Consider the following 17,802-nt stretch of genomic DNA (forward strand, 5'->3'; position numbering starts at 1 on the left):
CACGATGACCGGTTTGGATATCTCCACCATTCTGCCCGAGCTGCTGCTGGCGATCTATGCGCTGGCCGCGCTGCTGGCGGGGGCCTATCTGGGCAAGGACCGGATCGCACGGCAGATCCTGTGGGCCAGCGTGGCGGCGCTTCTGGCGGCGGCGATGGTGGTGGGCATGGCCGACCGCCCGCAGCAGAGCGCGTTCTTCGGGATGTTCATGGACGACGCCTTCGGCCGTTTCGCCAAGGTCACGATCCTGCTTTCCGGTGCCGCCGTCCTGGCGATGAGCGCCGAGTACATGGAACGGCATCGACTGATGCGGTTTGAATACCCCATCCTGATCGTGCTGGCGACCGTCGGCATGATGGTGATGGTGTCGGCCGGCGACCTGCTGTCATTGTACATGGGCCTGGAGCTGCAATCGCTGGCGCTGTACGTCGTCGCCGCCATGCGCCGCGAAAGCGTCAAATCGTCCGAGGCCGGGTTGAAGTATTTCGTGCTGGGCGCGCTCAGCTCCGGCCTGCTGCTCTATGGTGCGTCGCTGGTCTACGGCTTTGCCGGCACCACGCAATTCGCCGGCATCATGCAGGCCGTTCAGGCCGGAAGCCTGCCCCTGGGCCTGCTGTTCGGTCTGGTGTTCCTTCTGGTCGGCCTGGCCTTCAAGGTGTCCGCCGTGCCGTTCCACATGTGGACGCCCGACGTCTATGAAGGCTCGCCCTCGCCGGTGACCGCGTTCCTGGCCACTGCGCCCAAGGTCGCGGCGATGGCGCTGATCGCGCGGCTGATGTTCGACGCCTTCGGGAACGTGCCGGCCGATTGGGGTCAGATCATCGCGGTGCTGGCGCTGCTGTCGATGTTCCTGGGCTCGATCGCGGGCATCGGTCAGCGCAACATCAAGCGTCTGATGGCCTATTCCTCGATTGCGCATATGGGCTTTGCGCTGGTCGGCCTGGCTGCGGGCACCGCCTATGGGGTGCAGGCCATGCTGATCTACATGGCCATCTATGCGGTCATGAACGTGGGCAGCTTTGCCTTCATCCTGTCGCTGGAACGCGACGGCCGCCCGATCACCGACCTGGAGAGCCTGAACCGCTTTGCCAGCGCCGAGCCGCTGAAGGCGATGGCGGTCCTGCTGCTGATGTTCAGCCTTGCGGGCGTGCCGCCGCTGGTCGGTTTCTGGGCCAAGTACGGCGTGCTGTCGGCAGCGGTCGATGGCGGCATGGCATGGCTGGCGGTCGCCGGCGTGATCGCATCGGTCATCGGCGCGTTCTATTACCTGCGCATCGTGTACTACATGTACTTCGGCGCCGAGACCGAGGGCGTGACCAGCCGCATGGGCAGCGTGCAGTACGCCGCCCTGCTGGTGCCGGCCTTCGCGCTGCTGCTGGGTTCGATCACCCTGCTGGGCATCGACGATGCCGCGGCGCTGGCCGCGCAGTCGCTTGTCGGTGAAGCCCCGGTTGCAGGTGAATAACCCGCCCGCCACATGGCCCCAGGGCGTGGCACGCCATGTCCTGGACCGTGTGGACAGCACCAACGCGGAAGCCTTCAGGCTGGCCCCGACGCTTGGTGGCCCGGCCTGGATCATGGCGCGCGAACAGCAGGCCGGACGTGGTCGCCGCGGCCGCGCCTGGACCGATCCGCCCGGAAACTTTGCCGCGACGCTGGTCCTGCGGCCGCAGGGAGCTGCGGCCGATGCGGCGCGGTTGTCCTTCGTCGCGGCGCTGGCCGTGCATGACGCGCTGCGCGACCTGTGCGGTCCGGCGTTGAACCTGTCCCTGAAATGGCCCAACGACGTCCTGCTGAACGGCGGCAAGCTGTCCGGCATCCTGCTGGAGAGCAGCGGGGCAGGGGGACAGGTCGCGGTCCTGGCGATCGGCATCGGCGTCAATCTGGCGCAGGCCCCGGAGCCGTCCGAGGTCGAGGCCGGCGCTCTGCGTCCGGTCAGCCTGGCCGGAGAGACCGGCCTGACCGTGACGCCCGACGATCTGCTGGACGCGCTGGCCGTCCGTTTCGACGACGGCATGCGGCAGATGGCGGCCTATGGCTTTGCGCCGATCCGCGCGGCCTGGCTGGCCCGCGCCGCAAGGCTGGGAGAGACGATCACCGCCCGAACCGGCACCGCCGAGATCACCGGGCGCTTCGACGGTATCGACGAAACCGGCGCCCTTATCCTGACGGGTCCGCGCGGCCGCCAGGCGATTTCCGCCGCAGACATCCATTTCGGGGGCTAGATCCATGCTGCTGTGCATCGATACCGGCAACACGAACACTGTCTTCTCGATCTGGGACGGGACGCGGTTCCTGTCCCACTGGCGGATCCGCACGGATCATCGGCGGACGGCGGACGAATACTATGTCTGGCTGTCCACGCTGATCGCGGTGCAGCGGTTCGAGTTGCAGATCGACGCCTGCATCATCAGCGCCACGGCGCCGCGGGTGGTCTTCAATCTGCGGGTGCTGTGCAACCGCTATTTCGACACGCGGCCCCTGGTGGTGGGCAAGCCCGACTGCCTGCTGCCGGTGCCGCCGCGGGTCGATGCGGGGACGACCGTGGGGCCCGACCGGCTGGTGAACACGGTCGGCGCCTATGACCGGCACGGCCCGGACCTGATCGTGGTCGATTTCGGCACGGCCACCACATTCGACGTGGTCGACATCGACGGCGCCTATATCGGGGGCGTCATCGCGCCGGGTGTGAACCTGTCGCTGGAGGCGCTGCACATGGGGGCGGCGTCCCTGCCGCATGTCGATGTGACGATGCCGGCGACGGTGATCGGCACGAATACGGTTGCATGTATCCAGTCAGGCGTGTTCTGGGGATATGTGGGGCTGGTCGACGGTATCGTGGACAAGATCCGCGCCGAGCGCGACCGACCCATGAAAGTGATAGCCACTGGCGGGCTTGCGCCATTGTTCGATCAGGGGTTCGACCTGTTCGATGCGATTGAAGACGATTTGACGATGCACGGGCTTCGGCTCATTCACGACTTTAACAAGGAGATGGGAAATGGCTGAACGCCTGATCTATCTGCCGCTCGGCGGAGCGGGCGAAATTGGCATGAACGCCTATGTCTATGGATACGGCCTGCCCGGCAAGGAGCGGCTGATCCTGGTGGACCTGGGCGTCACCTTCGGCGACATGGAGGGCAGCCCGGGGATCGACCTGATCATGCCCGACCTGACCTGGCTGGAGAAGAACCGCCACCGGCTGGAGGCGATCTTCGTCACCCACGGCCACGAGGACCATATCGGTGCCATCGCGCATCTGTGGAAGCGGCTGGACGTGCCGATCTATGCACGCCGCTTCACCGGGACGCTGGTGCGCCTGAAGATGGAGGAGCACGGCCTGCCGACCGAGGTGGTCAACATCACCGAAGCGCGCCCTGCCGTGACCAATGTAGGCCCCTTCGGGGTGCAGTTCGTGCCGATCAGCCACTCGATCCCGGAAAGCAGCGCGCTGATCATTGACACGCCTGCGGGTCGCGTCGTGCATACGGGCGACTTCAAGATGGACGTGACCCCGGTCGTGGGCGACGCCTTCGACCCGGTCGGCCTGTCGCAGATCGCCGCCGAGGGCAAGGGCGTCAAGGTCCTGGCCTGTGACAGCACGAACATCTTTTCGACCCATCCCGGTCGGTCCGAGGCGGTTCTGGCGACCCCGATCCTGGAATGGGTCATGGCGCAGCCGAACCTGGTCGTGGCCACCACCTTTGCCAGCAATATCGCCCGTCTGAAGACGCTGGCCGATGCGGCGCGCGCTTCGGGGCGCAAGGTATGCCTGTTGGGCCGCGCGATGCGGCGCATGGTCAGCGTGGGCTTCGACAGTGGCATCCTGAAGGATTTCCCCGAGACGATCGGGCCCGAGGAGGCCGCCAAGCTGCCGCGCAACAAGGTCCTGCTGCTGGTCACCGGCAGCCAGGGAGAACGTCGCGCCGCCAGCGCGCAGCTGTCGCGCGGCCGCTATCTGGGCCTGTCCCTGAAGGAAGGCGACAGCTTCCTCTTCAGCTCCAAGACCATTCCCGGCAACGAGAAGTCGGTCGGCCGCATCATGAATGCGCTGAGCGAGGCCGGAGTCGAGGTCTGGGACGCCGATGACGGGCTCTACCACGTCTCGGGTCACGCGAACCGGCCCGACATCGAGGCGATGCACGACCTGCTGCGGCCCAAGGTCGTGATCCCCATGCATGGCGAGCACCTGCACCTGCGCGAGCATGTGATGCTGGCCCGTGCCAAGGGCATGACCGCCGAGATCGTGACCAACGGCACGATGCTGGACCTGACGGGCGATCGCCCCAAGGTCTGCGATCAGGTCGAAACGGGGCGCCTTTATCTGGATGGTAACCTGCTGATCGGCGCGATGGACGGGGTCGTGCGCGACCGCATCCGCATGGCGCTGAACGGGCACGCGATGGTCAGTGTGATCGTGGACGAGGACGACAATGTCCTGCCCGATGCCTGGGTCGAACTGATGGGCCTGTCCGAGCGGACCCGTTCGGGCGGCGAGCTGGCGCGCCAGATCGAGGCCGAGCTGTCCGAGTTCCTAGAGCGTGCCGATGCACGCACCGTGCGCGACGACGGCAAGATGGACGAGGCGATTCGCAAGATCACCCGCCAGGTCGCGATGGAGGAGATCGGCAAGAAGCCCGAGGTCACCGTCAGCATCAGCCGCCTGATGGCCGACTGACCGGAACCAGGCTTGCGTCCCGCGACGGGCCGGGGGGCCAGCCCCCCGGACCCCCCGATGTCCCACGGAGCGGAGGCGAAGGCTCGATTATCCCGCAGGGGGTCCGGGGGGTGCGAAGCCCCCCGGCCACCGCGGGACGCAAAGGCGCACAGGGGGCTTGAAACCGCGCCGCGCTTGCGGCAATGCCCGGCGTCATGAGCGACACATCCGAATCCGGCTTTGATCCGAACCCGCCCCGCCGCAACTTCTATGGACGGCGGCACGGCAAGACCCTGCGGCAGAGCCAGAAGGGTTATCTGTCCGAGGATTTGGGCGAGCTGCGGCCCTGCGGCATCACCCTGCAGGACAACCCGGAACGCACCCCGGTCGACCCTGCCGCGATCTTCGGCAACGACCGCCCCGTCTGGCTTGAGGTGGGCTTTGGCGGTGGCGAGCACATGGTCCACATGGCCGCCACCTATCCCGACATCAACATCATCGGGTGCGAGCCGTTCATCAACGGCGTCGCGATGCTGCTGGGAAAGATCCGGGCGGCGGGCGTGACGAATGTCAGCGTCCACCCGGGCGATGCGCGCGACCTGATGGACGTGCTGCCCGATGCCAGCGTCGAGCGCGCCTTCCTGATGTATCCGGATCCCTGGCCCAAGGCGCGCCACCATCGACGGCGGTTCGTGACGCCCGAACACCTGCGCCCCCTGGCCCGCGTGATGCGCCCCGGCGGGATCTTTCGCGTCGCCAGCGACATCCCGGACTATATCCGTCAGACCCGCGAGGAGGTGCCGCCCGCCGGGTTCGAGACGCTCGACGACACCCCTGTCGCATGGGACGACTGGATCAGCACCCGTTACGAGCAGAAGGCCCTGCGCGAGGGGCGTCCGCCCCATTACGTGACCTTTCGCCGTCTGTAGGGAAAGGCCCGCCGAAGCGGGCCTTTTTCATTCCACGGTGACGGATTTTGCCAGGTTGCGGGGTTGATCGACATCAGTGCCCTTGGCGACCGCTGTGTGATAGGCAAGGTACTGCATCGGCACGGCATAGAGGATCGGCTGGAACACTCCGCCGCCGGTGGGCAGGGCCAGGCTGGCCGTGATGCCGTCGCCCGCCGCCGTAATCCCCGCAGCGTCCGAAATCAGCAGCACCTGGCCGTGACGGGCCATCACCTCCTGCATGTTCGAGATGGTCTTGTCGAACAGCGCGTCATGCGGCGCCAGCACCACCACCGGCACGTCGCCGTCGATCAGCGCAATGGGGCCGTGCTTTAGCTCGCCGGAGGCATAGCCCTCGGCGTGGATATAGCTCAGCTCCTTGAGCTTGAGCGCGCCTTCCAGCGCGACGGGGTACAATGCACCCCGTCCCAGGTAGAGGACGTCGCGGGCCTGCGCCAGCCAGTCGGCCTGCATCCGGCAGTCGTCCGACAGGGCCAGCGCCTGCGCCAGCAGCGCGGGGATGGCGCGCAGGTCGCGCAGATGGGCCGTTAGGGCGGCATCGTCGAGCCGACCACGGTCATGCGCCGCCTTCAGCGCCAGCACGGCCAGCACGGCCAGCTGGCAGGTGAAGGCCTTGGACGACGCCACGCTGACCTCGATCCCCGCCAGGGTCGGCAGCGCCATGTCGGCGTCGCGCGCGATGGCCGACGTGCCTACGTTCACCAGCCCCACGGTCCGCGCCACCTTACCGCGGGCATAATGCAGGGCGGCTAGGGTGTCCGCCGTCTCTCCGGACTGGCTGACGGCGATGAACAGGCTGCGATCCGACAAGGGCGGTTCGCGATAGCGGAATTCGGAGGCGACATCGATGTCACAGGGCAGGCCCGCCAGCTGTTCGAACCAGTATTTCGCCACATGCCCCGCCAGATGCGCGGTGCCGCAGCCGACCAGGGTCACCCGGTCCAAGCCCGCGAAATCCAGGCCGTCCGGCAGGACGATGCGGTCGCCCTTGACGTAATGGTTCAGCACGTCGCCTATCACCACCGGCTGTTCAGCGATTTCCTTGGCCATGAAGTGACGGTGCCCGGCACGGTCGATGACGGTCGCGCCGACATCGATGCGGGCGGTGGCGCGGTGGACCTGGTGGCCCTCCGCGTCCCAGATCTGCACGCCCGCGCGCGTCAGAACGGCGTGGTCGCCATCCTCCAGATAGGTGATGCGGTCCGTGAAGGGCGCCAACGCCACCGCGTCCGAACCAAGATACATCTCTTTGTCGCCATGGCCCACGGCCAGCGGGCTGCCCTTGCGGGCCGCGATCAGCAGGTCGGGCTGATCCTGGAACAGGAAGGCCAGCGCAAAGGCCCCCTGCAGGCGGGCCAGCGTGGCACGGGCGGCCTCCACCGGCGATAGGCCCTGATCCAGGTGATGCGCGGTCAGCAGCGCGACGGTTTCGGTGTCCGTCTGCGATTCGGGCATGATGCCCCGATCGGCCAGTTCGGCGCGCAGTTCGCGGAAATTCTCGATGATGCCATTATGGACGACGGCGACGGGGCCGGACTGATGGGGATGGGCGTTGACCTCGGTCGCGGCGCCATGGGTGGCCCATCGCGTGTGTCCGATACCCGCATGCCCCGTCAGCGGCCGATGGACCAGCAGGTCCGACAGGTTGACCAGCTTGCCCACCGCGCGCCGGCGCGACAGCTGTCCGGTCGCGTCCACGGTCGCCACGCCGGCGCTGTCATAGCCGCGGTATTCCAGCCGCTTCAGCGCATCGACCAGCTGCGGGGAAACCTCGTGGTTGCCCAGGATTCCGATGATGCCGCACATCAGCGCGCCTCCTTCTTCAGCCGCAGCGCCGCCATCAGGCGGGTCGCCAGGCCCGGTTTCGTGACCTGGCGGGCCCGGCCGATGGCCAGGGCGCCGTCCGGGATGTCCTCGGTGATGGTGCTGCCCGATCCGGTCATGGCGTCCGCGCCGACATGGACGGGGGCCACCAGCATCGTGTCGCTGCCGATGAAGGCGCGCGGGCCGATCGTGGTCCGATGCTTGGAGACGCCGTCGTAATTGCAGGTGATGGTACCAGCGCCGATATTCGTGTGCTCGCCCACATGGGCGTCGCCCAGATAGGTCAGGTGGCCGACCTTGACGCCCTCGTCCAGGACGGCGTTCTTGATCTCGACGAAGTTGCCGACATGGACATCCGTGCCCAGTTCGGCGCCGGGGCGCAGACGGGCAAAGGGTCCGACGGTGGCCCCTTCACTGACATGGCAACCCTCCAGATGGCAAAAGGGCAGGATCTCGGCGCCCGATTCCACCGTCACGCCGGGGCCGAAGACGACGTTCGGCCCGATCACCGCGTCGCGCCCGATGACCGTGTCCAGCGCCAAAAAGATGCTGCCCGGATCGGTCAGGGTCACCCCATCCTCCATCAGGGCCGCACGGGCACGGGCCTGGAAGGCGGCCTCGGCTGCGGCCAGTTCGGCGCGGGTGTTGATGCCAAGCGTCTCGGCCTCGTCGCAGATCACGACGTCGGCGCGGCGCCCCTCGGCGCGGGCCAGGGCCACCAGGTCGGTCAGATAGTACTCGCCCGCGGCATTGTCGTTGCCCAGTCCCACGATCAGGCGGCGCAACAGATCGGCCTGCAGCGCCATGACGCCGGAATTGCACAGCACGATCTCGCGGGTCGCAGCGTCGGCGTCCTTGTACTCGACGATACGCTCCAGCCCGCGGTCGGTGACGACCAGCCGCCCATAGCGGCCGGGATCGTCCGCCTCGAAGCCCAGGACGACCAGATCGGCGGGGTGGGCTGCCAGTTCGTCCAGCGTGTCCTGGGCGATGAAGGGGGTGTCGCCATACAGGATGATCACCCGCCCCTCAAATCCTTCCAGGCTGGGCAGGGCCTGCCGCACGGCGTGCCCGGTGCCCAGCTGTTCGGCCTGCAGCACGGTCGCGGCCTCGGGATCCAGCTTGGCCACCGCCCGGGCGACGGCGTCCGCGCCGTGGCCCGTCACGACCACGATCTGTTCCGGCTGAAGGTTGCGCGCCGCGCGCAGCGCATGCCCGACCAGCGGCACCCCGCCAAGACGGTGCAGGACCTTGGGCAGGTCCGATTGCATCCGGCTGCCCTGTCCCGCCGCCAGAACCACGACCGCCAATCCAGCTTCCGACATCACCGCCCTCATCGCCTGTTTGCTTTTTCTTCATGGCGTTCTAATCGGGGCGGGACGCGCTGGAAAGGCCCGGCGCGGTCACCTTTGTTTTCCGAACATTTCCACGGGGGATGGCGCATGGCGGGTACGGTGGTCTTCGATCTGGACGGAACGCTGGCGGATACGTCGGGCGATCTGGTCGCGGCGGCGAATGCGTGCTTTCGCGCGCGGGGCCTGGGCGACCTGCTGGACCCGGTCGCGGATGCGCTGATCGCGTTTCATGGCGGGCGGGCGATGCTGCGGGCGGGCTATGGCCGGATGTCGAGCGACACGCTGCTGCCCCCCGGTGCCGAGGATGAGGATTTCGACAGCCTGCTGTCCCATTACGGTGCGGCGATCGCCGTGCACACGCGGCTGTATCCGGGGGTCGAGGCGGCGCTGGACCGTCTGGCCGCCGACGGGCACCGCCTGGCCGTCTGCACCAACAAGCCAGAGGCCCTGGCCGAGACGCTGCTGCGCGAACTGGGCATTCGGGACCGGTTCGGCGCGATGATAGGCGCGGACACGCTGCCGGTGCGCAAGCCCGACCCGCGCCCCTATCAGGCCGCCGTCGAGGGCGCGGGCGGCACCGTCGCGCAGTCCTTCCTGGTGGGCGATACCGAGACCGACCGCAAGACGGCCGCGGCTGCCGGGGTGCGCGTCGCATTGGTCAGCTTCGGTCCCGAGGGCGAGGCGATCTCTCGCCTGGCGCCCGAGGTTCTGCTGGCGCATTTCGACCAGCTGCCCGCCATCGCCCGCGACTGGCTGGGCTGAGGGCCTATTCGGCCTCGTCGGCGGACTTGGCGTTCAGCTGGCCATAGTTCTGGGCGCCGATCGTCTCGAAAAGGTGGATCTGCGTCTCCAGGAAGTCGATATGGCCTTCCTCGTCCTGGATCAGCTCCTCGAACAGCATCTTGCTGGGATAGTCGCCGACGGCGTCGCAATGGTCGCGCGCCTCGATGTACAGCGTGCGCGCGTCATGTTCCGCGGCCAGATCGCTGTCCAGCGTCTCGCGCAGGTTCTGTCCGATTCGCAGCGGGTCCAGACGCTGCAGGTTGGGATGACCCTCCAGAAAGATGATCCGCTGGATCAGCTTGTCGGCGTGGTTCATCTCCTCGATGGATTCGGCGCGCGACTTGGCGGCGATCTTGCCGAAGCCCCAATCCTCCTGCAGACGATAATGCAGCCAGTACTGACTGACCGCCGTCAGCTCAGAGCGCAGTGCGGCGTTGAGATACTCGATGACCTTTGCGTCGCCCTTCATGGGTGGCATCCTTCTTGCTGTCGGTTCTGGCCCGCAAAATCGGCGGTGCGACGCCCAGCTTATCGCACGCGCGCATGGTGTCCAGAAACAGCGGCATGCAGCCCCCGCAATCGGCGCGCTTGCCTAGGGCGTGATAGATCTTGCCCGGCGTGATGATGGTCTGGGCATCCGCCGCGCGCATCCAGTCGATGGCGGCGCGGATGTCGTGATCCGAGATCATGGCGCAGTGGCAGACGATCATGGCGGGCTCCTGTCGGGCGGAGACTTACCAATTCTGTCGGGCTTGTAAAGTCCGACGTTTTCGCTTTGGCATCACGGCTGCTTGACGCGGGCGTGGGCGGGCCGCAAAACCCCGTGCCATGAAGCTGTCCGATTTCGATTTCGACCTGCCCGCCGACCTGATCGCCACGCGGCCCGCCAAGCCGCGCAGTTCCGCACGCCTGCTGCTGGCGGAAGGCGGGGTGATCGCCGATCGCCATGTGGGCGATCTGCCGCAGATCCTGCGCCCCGGCGACCTGCTGGTGCTGAACGACACCAAGGTCATTCCCGCCCGCCTGACCGGCACCCGCGCCCGCCAGACCCCGCAGGGCGAGGCCGTGGCGCGGATCGAGGTCACGCTGCTGGAACCCGCGGCCGAGGGCTGGCAGGCGCTGGCCAAGCCGCTGCGCAAGCTGCGCGTGGGCGAGGTGATCCGGTTCGGCGACGCCCTGTCCGCCACCGTGGCCGAGATGACCGCGACCGGCCTGCGCCTGGTCTTCGACGCCACGGGTGATGCGTTCGACGCGGCGCTGCAACAGGTGGGGGCGATGCCCTTGCCGCCCTATATTGCGGCGCTGCGGGCGCCGGACGACCAGGACCGCGATGACTATCAGACGGTCTGGGCCGCGCGGCAGGGCGCGGTCGCGGCCCCCACGGCCAGCCTGCATTTCGACGCCCCCCTGCTGGAGACGCTGGCGGCGCAGGGCGTCCAGTTCGTGCATGTGACCCTGCACGTGGGGGCGGGGACGTTCCTTCCGGTCAAGGTCGACGACGTCACCACCCACCGGATGCACGCCGAATGGGGAGAGGTGTCCCCCGAGGCCGCCGAGGCGATCAACCGCGCCAAGGCCGAGGGCCGCCGGGTGATCCCGGTGGGCACCACCGCCCTGCGCCTGATCGAAGCGGCCGCCCCCCAGGTCGGGCGGATCGCGCCGTTCCGGGGCACGACCGACATCTTCATCTATCCCGGTTATCAATTCCGGGTGACCGACGGGCTGATGACGAACTTTCACCTGCCTAAATCCACGCTGCTGATGCTGGTTTCGGCCCTGATGGGGTCCGAGAAAATCCGGGAAATCTATGGACATGCGGTCGAACGGGGCTATCGTTTCTTCAGCTATGGCGATGCGTCGCTGCTGATCCCCTGAGGTCGGTTTCCTGCTGGCATCGGGGCCCCGTCGGGCATAGGTCGGGCATTCCGCCCCCACGCCCCTGAACAAGACGAGACCCGCGATGATTTCGGTGTTGCGCACCACATGGCCGCTGCTGCTTGGCATCCTTCTGCTGATGGTCGGCAACGGCATGCAGGGCACCCTGCTGGGCATCCGCGGCGGGATCGAGGGCATCCCGACCTTCCAGATGTCCATCGTCATGGCCAGCTATTACGGCGGGTTCCTGCTGGGCAGCCTGACCGTGCCGGACCTGATCAAGAACGTCGGCCATGTCCGCGTCTTTGCCGCCCTGGGGTCGCTGATCAGCGCCGTGCTGGTCCTGTTCGCGGTCGAGCCGCACTGGATCAGCTGGACGGTCCTGCGGTTCCTGATCGGGTTCTGCTTCTGCGGGGTCTATGTCACGGCGGAAAGCTGGCTGAACGCCGGCTCGACGAACGAGAACCGCGGCCAGGCGCTGTCGCTCTACATGATCGTGCAGTTGCTGGGCATCGTGATCGCGCAGGCCCTGCTGAACGTCAGCAGCCCGGCGGGCTATCTGTTGTTCATCATCCCGTCGGTGCTGGTGTCGCTGGCCTTCACGCCGATCCTGCTGTCGGCCCAGCCCGCGCCGCAGTTCCAGACGATCAAGCGGATGTCCTTTGCAAAGCTGTACAAGGCATCGCCGCTGGGCTGCGTGGGGATCTTCCTGATCGGGGGCGTGTTCTCGGTCCTGTCGGGCATGTCGTCGGTCTGGGGCGCCCAGATCGGGCTGTCGGTGGCGCAGATCAGCCTGTTCGTGGCCGCGATCTATGCAGGGGGGCTGGTCCTGCAATATCCGATCGGCTGGATTTCGGACCGCTATGACCGGCGCAAGCTGGTCCTGGGCATGTCGGCCATCGGCGGGCTGTGCGGTCTGGTGACCGTCGCGGCGCAGCCGGGAACCCTTGGCCTGGTCATCGCTGGGGCGATCATGGGCGGGGTCGCGAACCCGGTCTATGCGCTGCTCTTGGCTTATACCAACGACTATCTGGATCAGTCCGACATGGCGTCGGCATCGGCGGGCCTTCTGTTCATCTATGGCATCGGCAGCATGGGCGGGCCGATCATCACCGGCTGGATGATGGGGATCATCGGGCCCGACGGGTACTGGGTCTACATGGGCGTCCTGCTGGCGCTGCTGACGGCCTATGCGGGATGGCGCACCACGCAGCGTCGTGCCCTGACCCCGGACGAACAGGGCAGCTTTGCGGTCATCACGCCCAACGCGACCCCCCTGGCGGTCGATGCGGTGCTGGAGGAGGCGCAGTCGGACGACCCGTCGCCCCAGCCTGCGACCTGACCGCCCGCTTGCCGCCTTGGGGCAAATGGTTTAACGCTGAACTATAATTCATCAGCGGGGGACCCGATGGCCCAGAATTTCGACTTGGTGGTGATCGGCGCAGGGCCGGGCGGCTATGTGGCCGCGATCCGGGGCGCGCAGCTGGGCCTGAAGGTGGCCTGCATCGAACGCGAGCATCTGGGCGGCATCTGCCTGAACTGGGGCTGCATCCCGACCAAGGCCATGCTGCGCTCTGCAGAGGTCTATCACCTGATGCACCGGGCCAAGGAATTCGGGCTGAAGGCCGAGGGGCTGGGCTATGACCTGGACGCGGTCGTGAAGCGGTCGCGCGGCGTTGCCAAGCAGCTGTCCGGCGGCATCGGCCACCTGTTCAAGAAGAACAAGGTGACGGTGATCATGGGCGAGGCCAAGCTGGCCGGCAAGGGGAAGGTCACCGTCAAGACCGATAAGGGCACCGAGGAGGTGACCGCGAAATCCATCGTGCTGGCCACCGGCGCGCGGGCGCGCGAGCTGCCGGGGCTGGAGCCGGACGGCAAGCTGGTCTGGAACTACAAGCACGCGCTGGTCCCGCCGCATATGCCGAAGAAGCTGCTGGTCATCGGGTCGGGCGCCATCGGCATCGAATTCGCCAGCTTCTTCAACACGTTGGGCGCCAAGACGACCGTGGTCGAGGTCATGGACCGCGTCCTGCCCGTCGAGGATGCCGAGATCAGCGCCTTTGCCAAGAAGCAATTCGTCAAGCAGGGCATGACGATCATGGAAAAGGCCGCGGTCAAGAAGCTGGACCGCAAGGGCTCGACCGTCACCGCCCATATCGAGGTCGGCGGCAAGGTCGAGACGCAGGAGTTCGACACGGTGATTTCTGCCGTGGGCATCGTCGGCAACACCGAGGGACTGGGCCTGGAGGAGGCCGGGATCAAGGTCGATCGCACCCATGTCATCACCGACGAATACTGCCGCACCGGGGTCGAGGGCGTCTATGCCATCGGCGATCTGGCCGGCGCGCCCTGGCTGGCGCACAAGGCCAGCCATGAGGGCGTGATGGTGGCCGAGCTGATCGCGGGCAAGCACCCCCATGCGATCAAGCCGGGCAGCATCGCGGGCTGCACCTATTGCCACCCCCAGGTCGCCTCGGTCGGCCTGACCGAGGCCAAGGCCAAGGAGCAGGGGCTGGACATCAAGGTCGGCCGCTTCCCCTTCGTCGGCAACGGCAAGGCCATCGCGCTTGGGGAACCGGAAGGCATGATCAAGACTATCTTCGACGCCAAGACGGGCGAGCTTCTGGGGGCGCACATGGTCGGCGCCGAGGTGACCGAACTGATCCAGGGCTATGTCATCGGGCGCCAGCTTGAGACGACCGAACAGGACCTGATGGAGACGGTCTTCCCGCATCCTACCTTGTCCGAGATGATGCACGAATCCGTGCTGGACGCATACGGGCGGGCCATCCACTTCTGATCGCGGCTGGAACACGGGAACGAAGGGGGGCGGTTTTGCCCCCCTTTTTTTTCGTTAGTCGGCCGGTGTCAGCGTGGTGATGCCCGCGGCCGCGGCACGGGCCAGGTCGGGGTCCAGCGACATGCCGATGTATTCGCCTCGCCGCCACAGGCCTGCCAGGTCGTCGTAATGGCGCGACAGCGGATGACCCGACTGTCCGGTCGAGGTGATGAACACCGAACTGTCCGGGTCCGCCAGGTCGATCACGCTGCGATAGCCGGCCCCGCCGATCGCCTGATAGGGGTCGTCGCCGGTGCCGATCATGCCGGTGCGGGCCACGGTGAACTCTCCGCCCGAGATCGACTGGGTGATGTTCATGATCCAGCCAAGCGCGGGCAGGGCGCCCAAGCCCGGATGCACGTGACGCGCCTGATGCGCGTCGCCCCACCGCCAGCTGGTCACGTCGGGACCGTATTCGGCGGTCAGGTCCAGGATGGCGCGGTCCAGCGACTGGCGGGCGATGGTCGCGCAATCCTCGGTCGCGGCGCTTTGGACCACGTCGCACCAGGCGGCGGCACCGTCGCGATCGCGGAACACCGCGTCGATGAAATGCGGTTGCAGGCGGATCAGGTCGTCGGCCAGCGGCCCCAGCTCATCCCGGACCAGACGGTCCTGCAGCGCGCCCATCCAGGCGGCATAGATCAGGGGTTCAGGCAGATGCTCGTTCATGGCGCCGTCCCATTCGGCCAGCAGGGTCAGGGCGTCCTGACGCTGGCGTTCCGGGGTGCCGGGCGCCGCCGGATCGCCGGTGAACCACAGGTTCGCCCCCACCAACGGCAGCAGGGCGCGGGCCGCAGGGCTGACGACGTCCAGCTGTGCGGCGATGAAGCTGTCGCGGGAATGCACCTCGCGCCCGCCCAGCAGCCCGGACAGCCGGTCATGGCGCAGCCCATCGGCGTCCGGCTCCTCCGTCGCGAGGGCGAGCCCGTCCTGCGGGCGGCGCGCCTGGGTCGCCAGCGACACGGTGCCCTGCCATGCGGTTTCGGTCAGCCAGCCGGGCGAGGGCAACGCGCCCTTGGTCGGATGGTCGTCGGCCCGCTGGGGTGCCGCGCCTGCGGCCAGCCGGGTGACGATCTCTCCCTGCGCCAGGGTTACGTCCAGCGCCGGGGCGACCACGTCGGCCAGGGCGCGGGTCGCCTGATCGGCGTCGCCGGCCCGCATCAGCGCCATCAGCGCGGACATCGTGCGGTCGCGCTGCGACAGCCCCGTCCAGCGCAGCGATGGGACATGCCCGATGGGCGTCACGTCGCGCAGACCCGGGTCCAAGCCGGGAACGACGGGACCGTTCTGCGTCTCCCGCAGGGTGATGGTCTGGGGGGGCGCGTCCAGAACGCGGATCACCTCGGTCCGGGTCTGGAACTCCGTCCAGCCCTGCGTGCCGCGATAGCGGTCGGTGTTGCCGGGCTGGACCTCCTCGATGGCGATGTCGGCCACGTCCAGGTCCAGCGGCGTCAGCGCCCAGGACAGCGTCGGATTGCGCCCCGACAGGACCAGCGGCATGCCTGGCACCGTGGCCCCGATCACCCCGCCGCCTTTTAGCTCCAACCGTGCCAAATAGTACAGCGACGGCACCGTCAGCCCGGCATGCAGGTCGTTGGCCAGCAGCGCGGCCCCCGCGGCCGTCCGCTGTGCCTCGGCGCCGAAGGCGTTGCCGCCAAGCGCCTGTTCGGGGCGCAGGAAGCCAAGCGGGTCATAATCCGCCTGCGGGTCCAGGCGCCGTTCGGGCGCACCAAGGCGCGCACCGGGAAATAGCCCCGCATAGTCGGGCAGGGCGGCAGGTATGCCGGCCCGGTCGACGATCTGCATGCCGCGTTCGGGCCAGGCCAGGGCCAGCCGGGCGCGCAGGATCTCCTCTCCCGCGGAATCGGTTCCGGCCGCCGCCATCAGCTTCAGGATCGCCAGCGAATCGGCGGGCTGCCAGAAGGTGATGACATCCGGGAACAGGAAGAATTCGGGCGCGCCGCGCCCCATCGCACCGTCGTTGACGATGCGGATCCACTGGTTCACCCCGTCGGCATAGGCCTGCAGCGCCGCAAGCGTGTCATCGTCCTGCACCTCCAGCGAAGCCTGGGCCGCGCGCTGCAGGCCCAGCCTGCGGATCAGGTCGTCGGCGGGCAGGGCGCGAGGGCCATGGACCTCGGCCAGCCGGCCCTGCGCCGCGCGGCGCAGCAGAGTCATCTGGAACAGCCGGTCCTGCGCATGGGCCAGGCCCAGGGCAAAGAACACGTCCGCGTCGGTCTTGCCGAAGATGTGCGGCACATTCTCGGTCGAGCGCACGATCTCGACCGGGGCGGTGATGCCCGTCACCGGATAGCTGGCGGTATAGTCGGGCAGGGACCGCACGGCGAAATACCAGACCAGCACGGCGGACAGGACCGCCAGGACGATCAGCGCGATGGTCAGCCGCAGAAGCCAGCGAAACAAGGTCAGCATGTGCGGGCAGGTCCTTGGCCGGGGGCGCGGCACGGGTTGACCCTGCGGCGCATGGATGGTGGTGTGTTGCATAGGACAGGCGCGCGGGCATTTCAACGCACCCCCGCGCGACGGGCAGCGACCCGAGGGAGATTTGCATGGCCAAGACGGCGTTTCTGGGACTGGGCGTGATGGGCTTTCCGATGGCCGGGCATCTGGCCGCAGCGGGACATCAGGTGACGGTGTTCAACCGCAGCCCGGCCAAGGCCGAGGCCTGGGTCGGCCGGCACGGCGGCGCCTCTGCGGCGACCCCGCGCGAGGCGGCGCAGGGCGCGGATCTGGTGATGTGCTGCGTGGGCAATGACGACGACCTGCGCCAGGTATGCCTGGGGCCCGACGGGGCATTCGCGGGCATGGCGCAGGGTGCGGTCTTCGTCGATCATACGACGGTGTCGGCCAAGGTGACGGAGGAGCTGGCGCAGGCGGCGGCAGAGGCGGGCATCGGCTATGTCGATGCACCCGTATCCGGCGGTCAGGCGGGGGCCGAAAACGGCCAGCTGTCAATCATGTGCGGGGGCACGGTCGCGGATTTCGATCGCGCCGCGCCGGTCATCGATGCCTATGCCAAGATCTGTCGCCGGATGGGCGATGTGGGCGCGGGACAGATGACCAAGATGTGCAACCAGATCGCGATCGCGGGGTTGGTTCAGGCGCTGTCGGAATCGCTGGCATTCGCGCAGAAGGCGGGGCTGGACGTGGCCGATGTCGTCGAGGTGATCAGTCAGGGTGCGGCCGGCAGTTGGCAGATGGTCAACCGTCATGCGACCATGCATCGCGGCGAATTCGAACACGGATTCGCTGTCGACTGGATGCGGAAGGATCTGGCGATCTGCCTGCAGGCAGGGGACCAGCTGGGCGCGGCGCTGCCGGTCACGGCACTGGTCGACCAGTTCTACAAGGACGTGCAGGCGATGGGCGGCGGCCGGTGGGACACCTCGTCCCTGATCGCGCGGCTGACCCGCTAGGGACGGGGTGACCCGCTAGGGACGGGGAACGACAAAAGGCGGGATGTCCGCCTCTAACGAAGGG

The 17,802-nt window shown here is 67.5% G+C and carries 15 protein-coding genes; 10 read left to right on the forward strand and 5 right to left on the reverse strand.

Annotation, left to right across the window (positions count from 1 at the left end; all coding sequences use genetic code 11):
- Window positions 1-4: 4 nt before the first annotated feature.
- From nuoN to trmB, 5 genes are all read left to right on the forward strand, one after another.
- Window positions 5-1,465 (forward strand): NADH-quinone oxidoreductase subunit NuoN, encoded by a 1,461-nt coding sequence (nuoN, locus tag SY26_RS00330; protein WP_045998822.1) that lies wholly within the window; start codon window positions 5-7, stop codon window positions 1,463-1,465.
- Window positions 1,466-1,490: 25 nt separating this feature from the next.
- On the forward strand, window positions 1,491-2,225 hold the full coding sequence (locus SY26_RS00335) for a biotin--[acetyl-CoA-carboxylase] ligase (RefSeq protein ID WP_232303229.1): 735 nt from the start codon (window positions 1,491-1,493) through the stop codon (window positions 2,223-2,225).
- Between the two features lie 4 nt (window positions 2,226-2,229).
- Window positions 2,230-3,009 carry a type III pantothenate kinase gene (locus SY26_RS00340; RefSeq protein ID WP_045998823.1) on the forward strand — a complete coding sequence of 260 codons (780 nt, stop codon included), beginning with the start codon at window positions 2,230-2,232 and terminating at the stop codon, window positions 3,007-3,009.
- Entirely contained in the window at window positions 3,002-4,678 is a 1,677-nt protein-coding gene (locus SY26_RS00345; protein WP_045998824.1) for a ribonuclease J, read from the forward strand. Before SY26_RS00340 ends, SY26_RS00345 begins: the two co-directional genes overlap by 8 nt.
- Window positions 4,679-4,872: 194 nt before the next feature.
- Window positions 4,873-5,586 carry a tRNA (guanosine(46)-N7)-methyltransferase TrmB gene (gene trmB, locus SY26_RS00350; protein ID WP_052715133.1) on the forward strand — a complete coding sequence of 238 codons (714 nt, stop codon included), beginning with the start codon at window positions 4,873-4,875 and terminating at the stop codon, window positions 5,584-5,586.
- A 27-nt stretch (window positions 5,587-5,613) separates the two neighbouring features.
- On the opposite strand, the gene glmS is transcribed toward trmB, so the two are convergent.
- Both glmS and glmU read right to left on the reverse strand, forming a co-directional pair.
- Window positions 5,614-7,431, reverse strand: a complete 1,818-nt coding sequence (gene glmS, locus SY26_RS00355) for a glutamine--fructose-6-phosphate transaminase (isomerizing) (protein ID WP_045998826.1) — start codon at window positions 7,429-7,431, stop codon at window positions 5,614-5,616.
- Window positions 7,431-8,774, reverse strand: a complete 1,344-nt coding sequence (glmU, locus tag SY26_RS00360; RefSeq protein WP_045999554.1) for a bifunctional UDP-N-acetylglucosamine diphosphorylase/glucosamine-1-phosphate N-acetyltransferase GlmU — start codon at window positions 8,772-8,774, stop codon at window positions 7,431-7,433. Before glmU ends, glmS begins: the two co-directional genes overlap by 1 nt.
- 117 nt (window positions 8,775-8,891) lie before the next feature.
- Here glmU and SY26_RS00365 point away from each other — a divergent pair, with 117 nt between their 5' ends.
- Window positions 8,892-9,566: an HAD-IA family hydrolase gene (locus SY26_RS00365; protein ID WP_045999555.1), complete on the forward strand. Its 675-nt coding sequence runs from the start codon at window positions 8,892-8,894 to the stop codon at window positions 9,564-9,566.
- Between the two features lie 4 nt (window positions 9,567-9,570).
- Here SY26_RS00365 and bfr read toward each other — a convergent pair whose 3' ends face one another.
- Window positions 9,571-10,056 (reverse strand): bacterioferritin, encoded by a 486-nt coding sequence (gene bfr, locus SY26_RS00370; RefSeq protein WP_045998827.1) that lies wholly within the window; start codon window positions 10,054-10,056, stop codon window positions 9,571-9,573.
- Window positions 10,004-10,297, reverse strand: coding sequence for a bacterioferritin-associated ferredoxin (locus SY26_RS00375; protein WP_045998828.1), 294 nt, complete (start codon window positions 10,295-10,297; stop codon window positions 10,004-10,006). Before SY26_RS00375 ends, bfr begins: the two co-directional genes overlap by 53 nt.
- A gap of 118 nt (window positions 10,298-10,415) precedes the next feature.
- Between SY26_RS00375 and queA the strand changes: the two genes are divergently transcribed.
- From queA to lpdA, 3 genes are all read left to right on the forward strand, one after another.
- Window positions 10,416-11,462 (forward strand): tRNA preQ1(34) S-adenosylmethionine ribosyltransferase-isomerase QueA, encoded by a 1,047-nt coding sequence (gene queA, locus SY26_RS00380; protein ID WP_045998829.1) that lies wholly within the window; start codon window positions 10,416-10,418, stop codon window positions 11,460-11,462.
- 85 nt (window positions 11,463-11,547) lie between these two features.
- Window positions 11,548-12,804, forward strand: a complete 1,257-nt coding sequence (locus SY26_RS00385) for an MFS transporter (RefSeq protein WP_045998830.1) — start codon at window positions 11,548-11,550, stop codon at window positions 12,802-12,804.
- Window positions 12,805-12,870: 66 nt separating this feature from the next.
- Window positions 12,871-14,262, forward strand: coding sequence for a dihydrolipoyl dehydrogenase (lpdA, locus tag SY26_RS00390; RefSeq protein ID WP_045998831.1), 1,392 nt, complete (start codon window positions 12,871-12,873; stop codon window positions 14,260-14,262).
- Between the two features lie 54 nt (window positions 14,263-14,316).
- Here the strand turns inward: lpdA and SY26_RS00395 are convergent, their stop codons facing one another.
- Window positions 14,317-16,734, reverse strand: coding sequence for a penicillin acylase family protein (locus SY26_RS00395; protein WP_045998832.1), 2,418 nt, complete (start codon window positions 16,732-16,734; stop codon window positions 14,317-14,319).
- A gap of 137 nt (window positions 16,735-16,871) precedes the next feature.
- Here SY26_RS00395 and SY26_RS00400 point away from each other — a divergent pair, with 137 nt between their 5' ends.
- Window positions 16,872-17,738: an NAD(P)-dependent oxidoreductase gene (locus SY26_RS00400; RefSeq protein WP_045998833.1), complete on the forward strand. Its 867-nt coding sequence runs from the start codon at window positions 16,872-16,874 to the stop codon at window positions 17,736-17,738.
- The last annotated feature ends 64 nt before the right edge of the window (window positions 17,739-17,802 follow it).

Origin of the sequence: Paracoccus sp. 228 (genome assembly GCF_000967825.1) — a bacterium.
Taxonomy (GTDB): Bacteria; Pseudomonadota; Alphaproteobacteria; order Rhodobacterales; family Rhodobacteraceae; genus Paracoccus; species Paracoccus marcusii.

What these genes read in the sequence shown, in the direction of transcription:
- nuoN (WP_045998822.1), top strand. Translation starts at nt 5, where the DNA reads ATGACCGGTTTGGATATCTCCACCATTCTGCCCGAGCTGCTGCTGGCG.
- SY26_RS00340 (WP_045998823.1), top strand. Translation starts at nt 2,230, where the DNA reads ATGCTGCTGTGCATCGATACCGGCAACACGAACACTGTCTTCTCGATC.
- SY26_RS00345 (WP_045998824.1), top strand. Translation starts at nt 3,002, where the DNA reads ATGGCTGAACGCCTGATCTATCTGCCGCTCGGCGGAGCGGGCGAAATT.
- trmB (WP_052715133.1), top strand. Translation starts at nt 4,873, where the DNA reads ATGAGCGACACATCCGAATCCGGCTTTGATCCGAACCCGCCCCGCCGC.
- glmS (WP_045998826.1), bottom strand. Translation starts at nt 7,431, where the DNA reads ATGTGCGGCATCATCGGAATCCTGGGCAACCACGAGGTTTCCCCGCAG.
- glmU (WP_045999554.1), bottom strand. Translation starts at nt 8,774, where the DNA reads ATGTCGGAAGCTGGATTGGCGGTCGTGGTTCTGGCGGCGGGACAGGGC.
- SY26_RS00365 (WP_045999555.1), top strand. Translation starts at nt 8,892, where the DNA reads ATGGCGGGTACGGTGGTCTTCGATCTGGACGGAACGCTGGCGGATACG.
- bfr (WP_045998827.1), bottom strand. Translation starts at nt 10,056, where the DNA reads ATGAAGGGCGACGCAAAGGTCATCGAGTATCTCAACGCCGCACTGCGC.
- SY26_RS00375 (WP_045998828.1), bottom strand. Translation starts at nt 10,297, where the DNA reads ATGATCGTCTGCCACTGCGCCATGATCTCGGATCACGACATCCGCGCC.
- queA (WP_045998829.1), top strand. Translation starts at nt 10,416, where the DNA reads ATGAAGCTGTCCGATTTCGATTTCGACCTGCCCGCCGACCTGATCGCC.
- SY26_RS00385 (WP_045998830.1), top strand. Translation starts at nt 11,548, where the DNA reads ATGATTTCGGTGTTGCGCACCACATGGCCGCTGCTGCTTGGCATCCTT.
- lpdA (WP_045998831.1), top strand. Translation starts at nt 12,871, where the DNA reads ATGGCCCAGAATTTCGACTTGGTGGTGATCGGCGCAGGGCCGGGCGGC.
- SY26_RS00395 (WP_045998832.1), bottom strand. Translation starts at nt 16,734, where the DNA reads ATGCTGACCTTGTTTCGCTGGCTTCTGCGGCTGACCATCGCGCTGATC.
- SY26_RS00400 (WP_045998833.1), top strand. Translation starts at nt 16,872, where the DNA reads ATGGCCAAGACGGCGTTTCTGGGACTGGGCGTGATGGGCTTTCCGATG.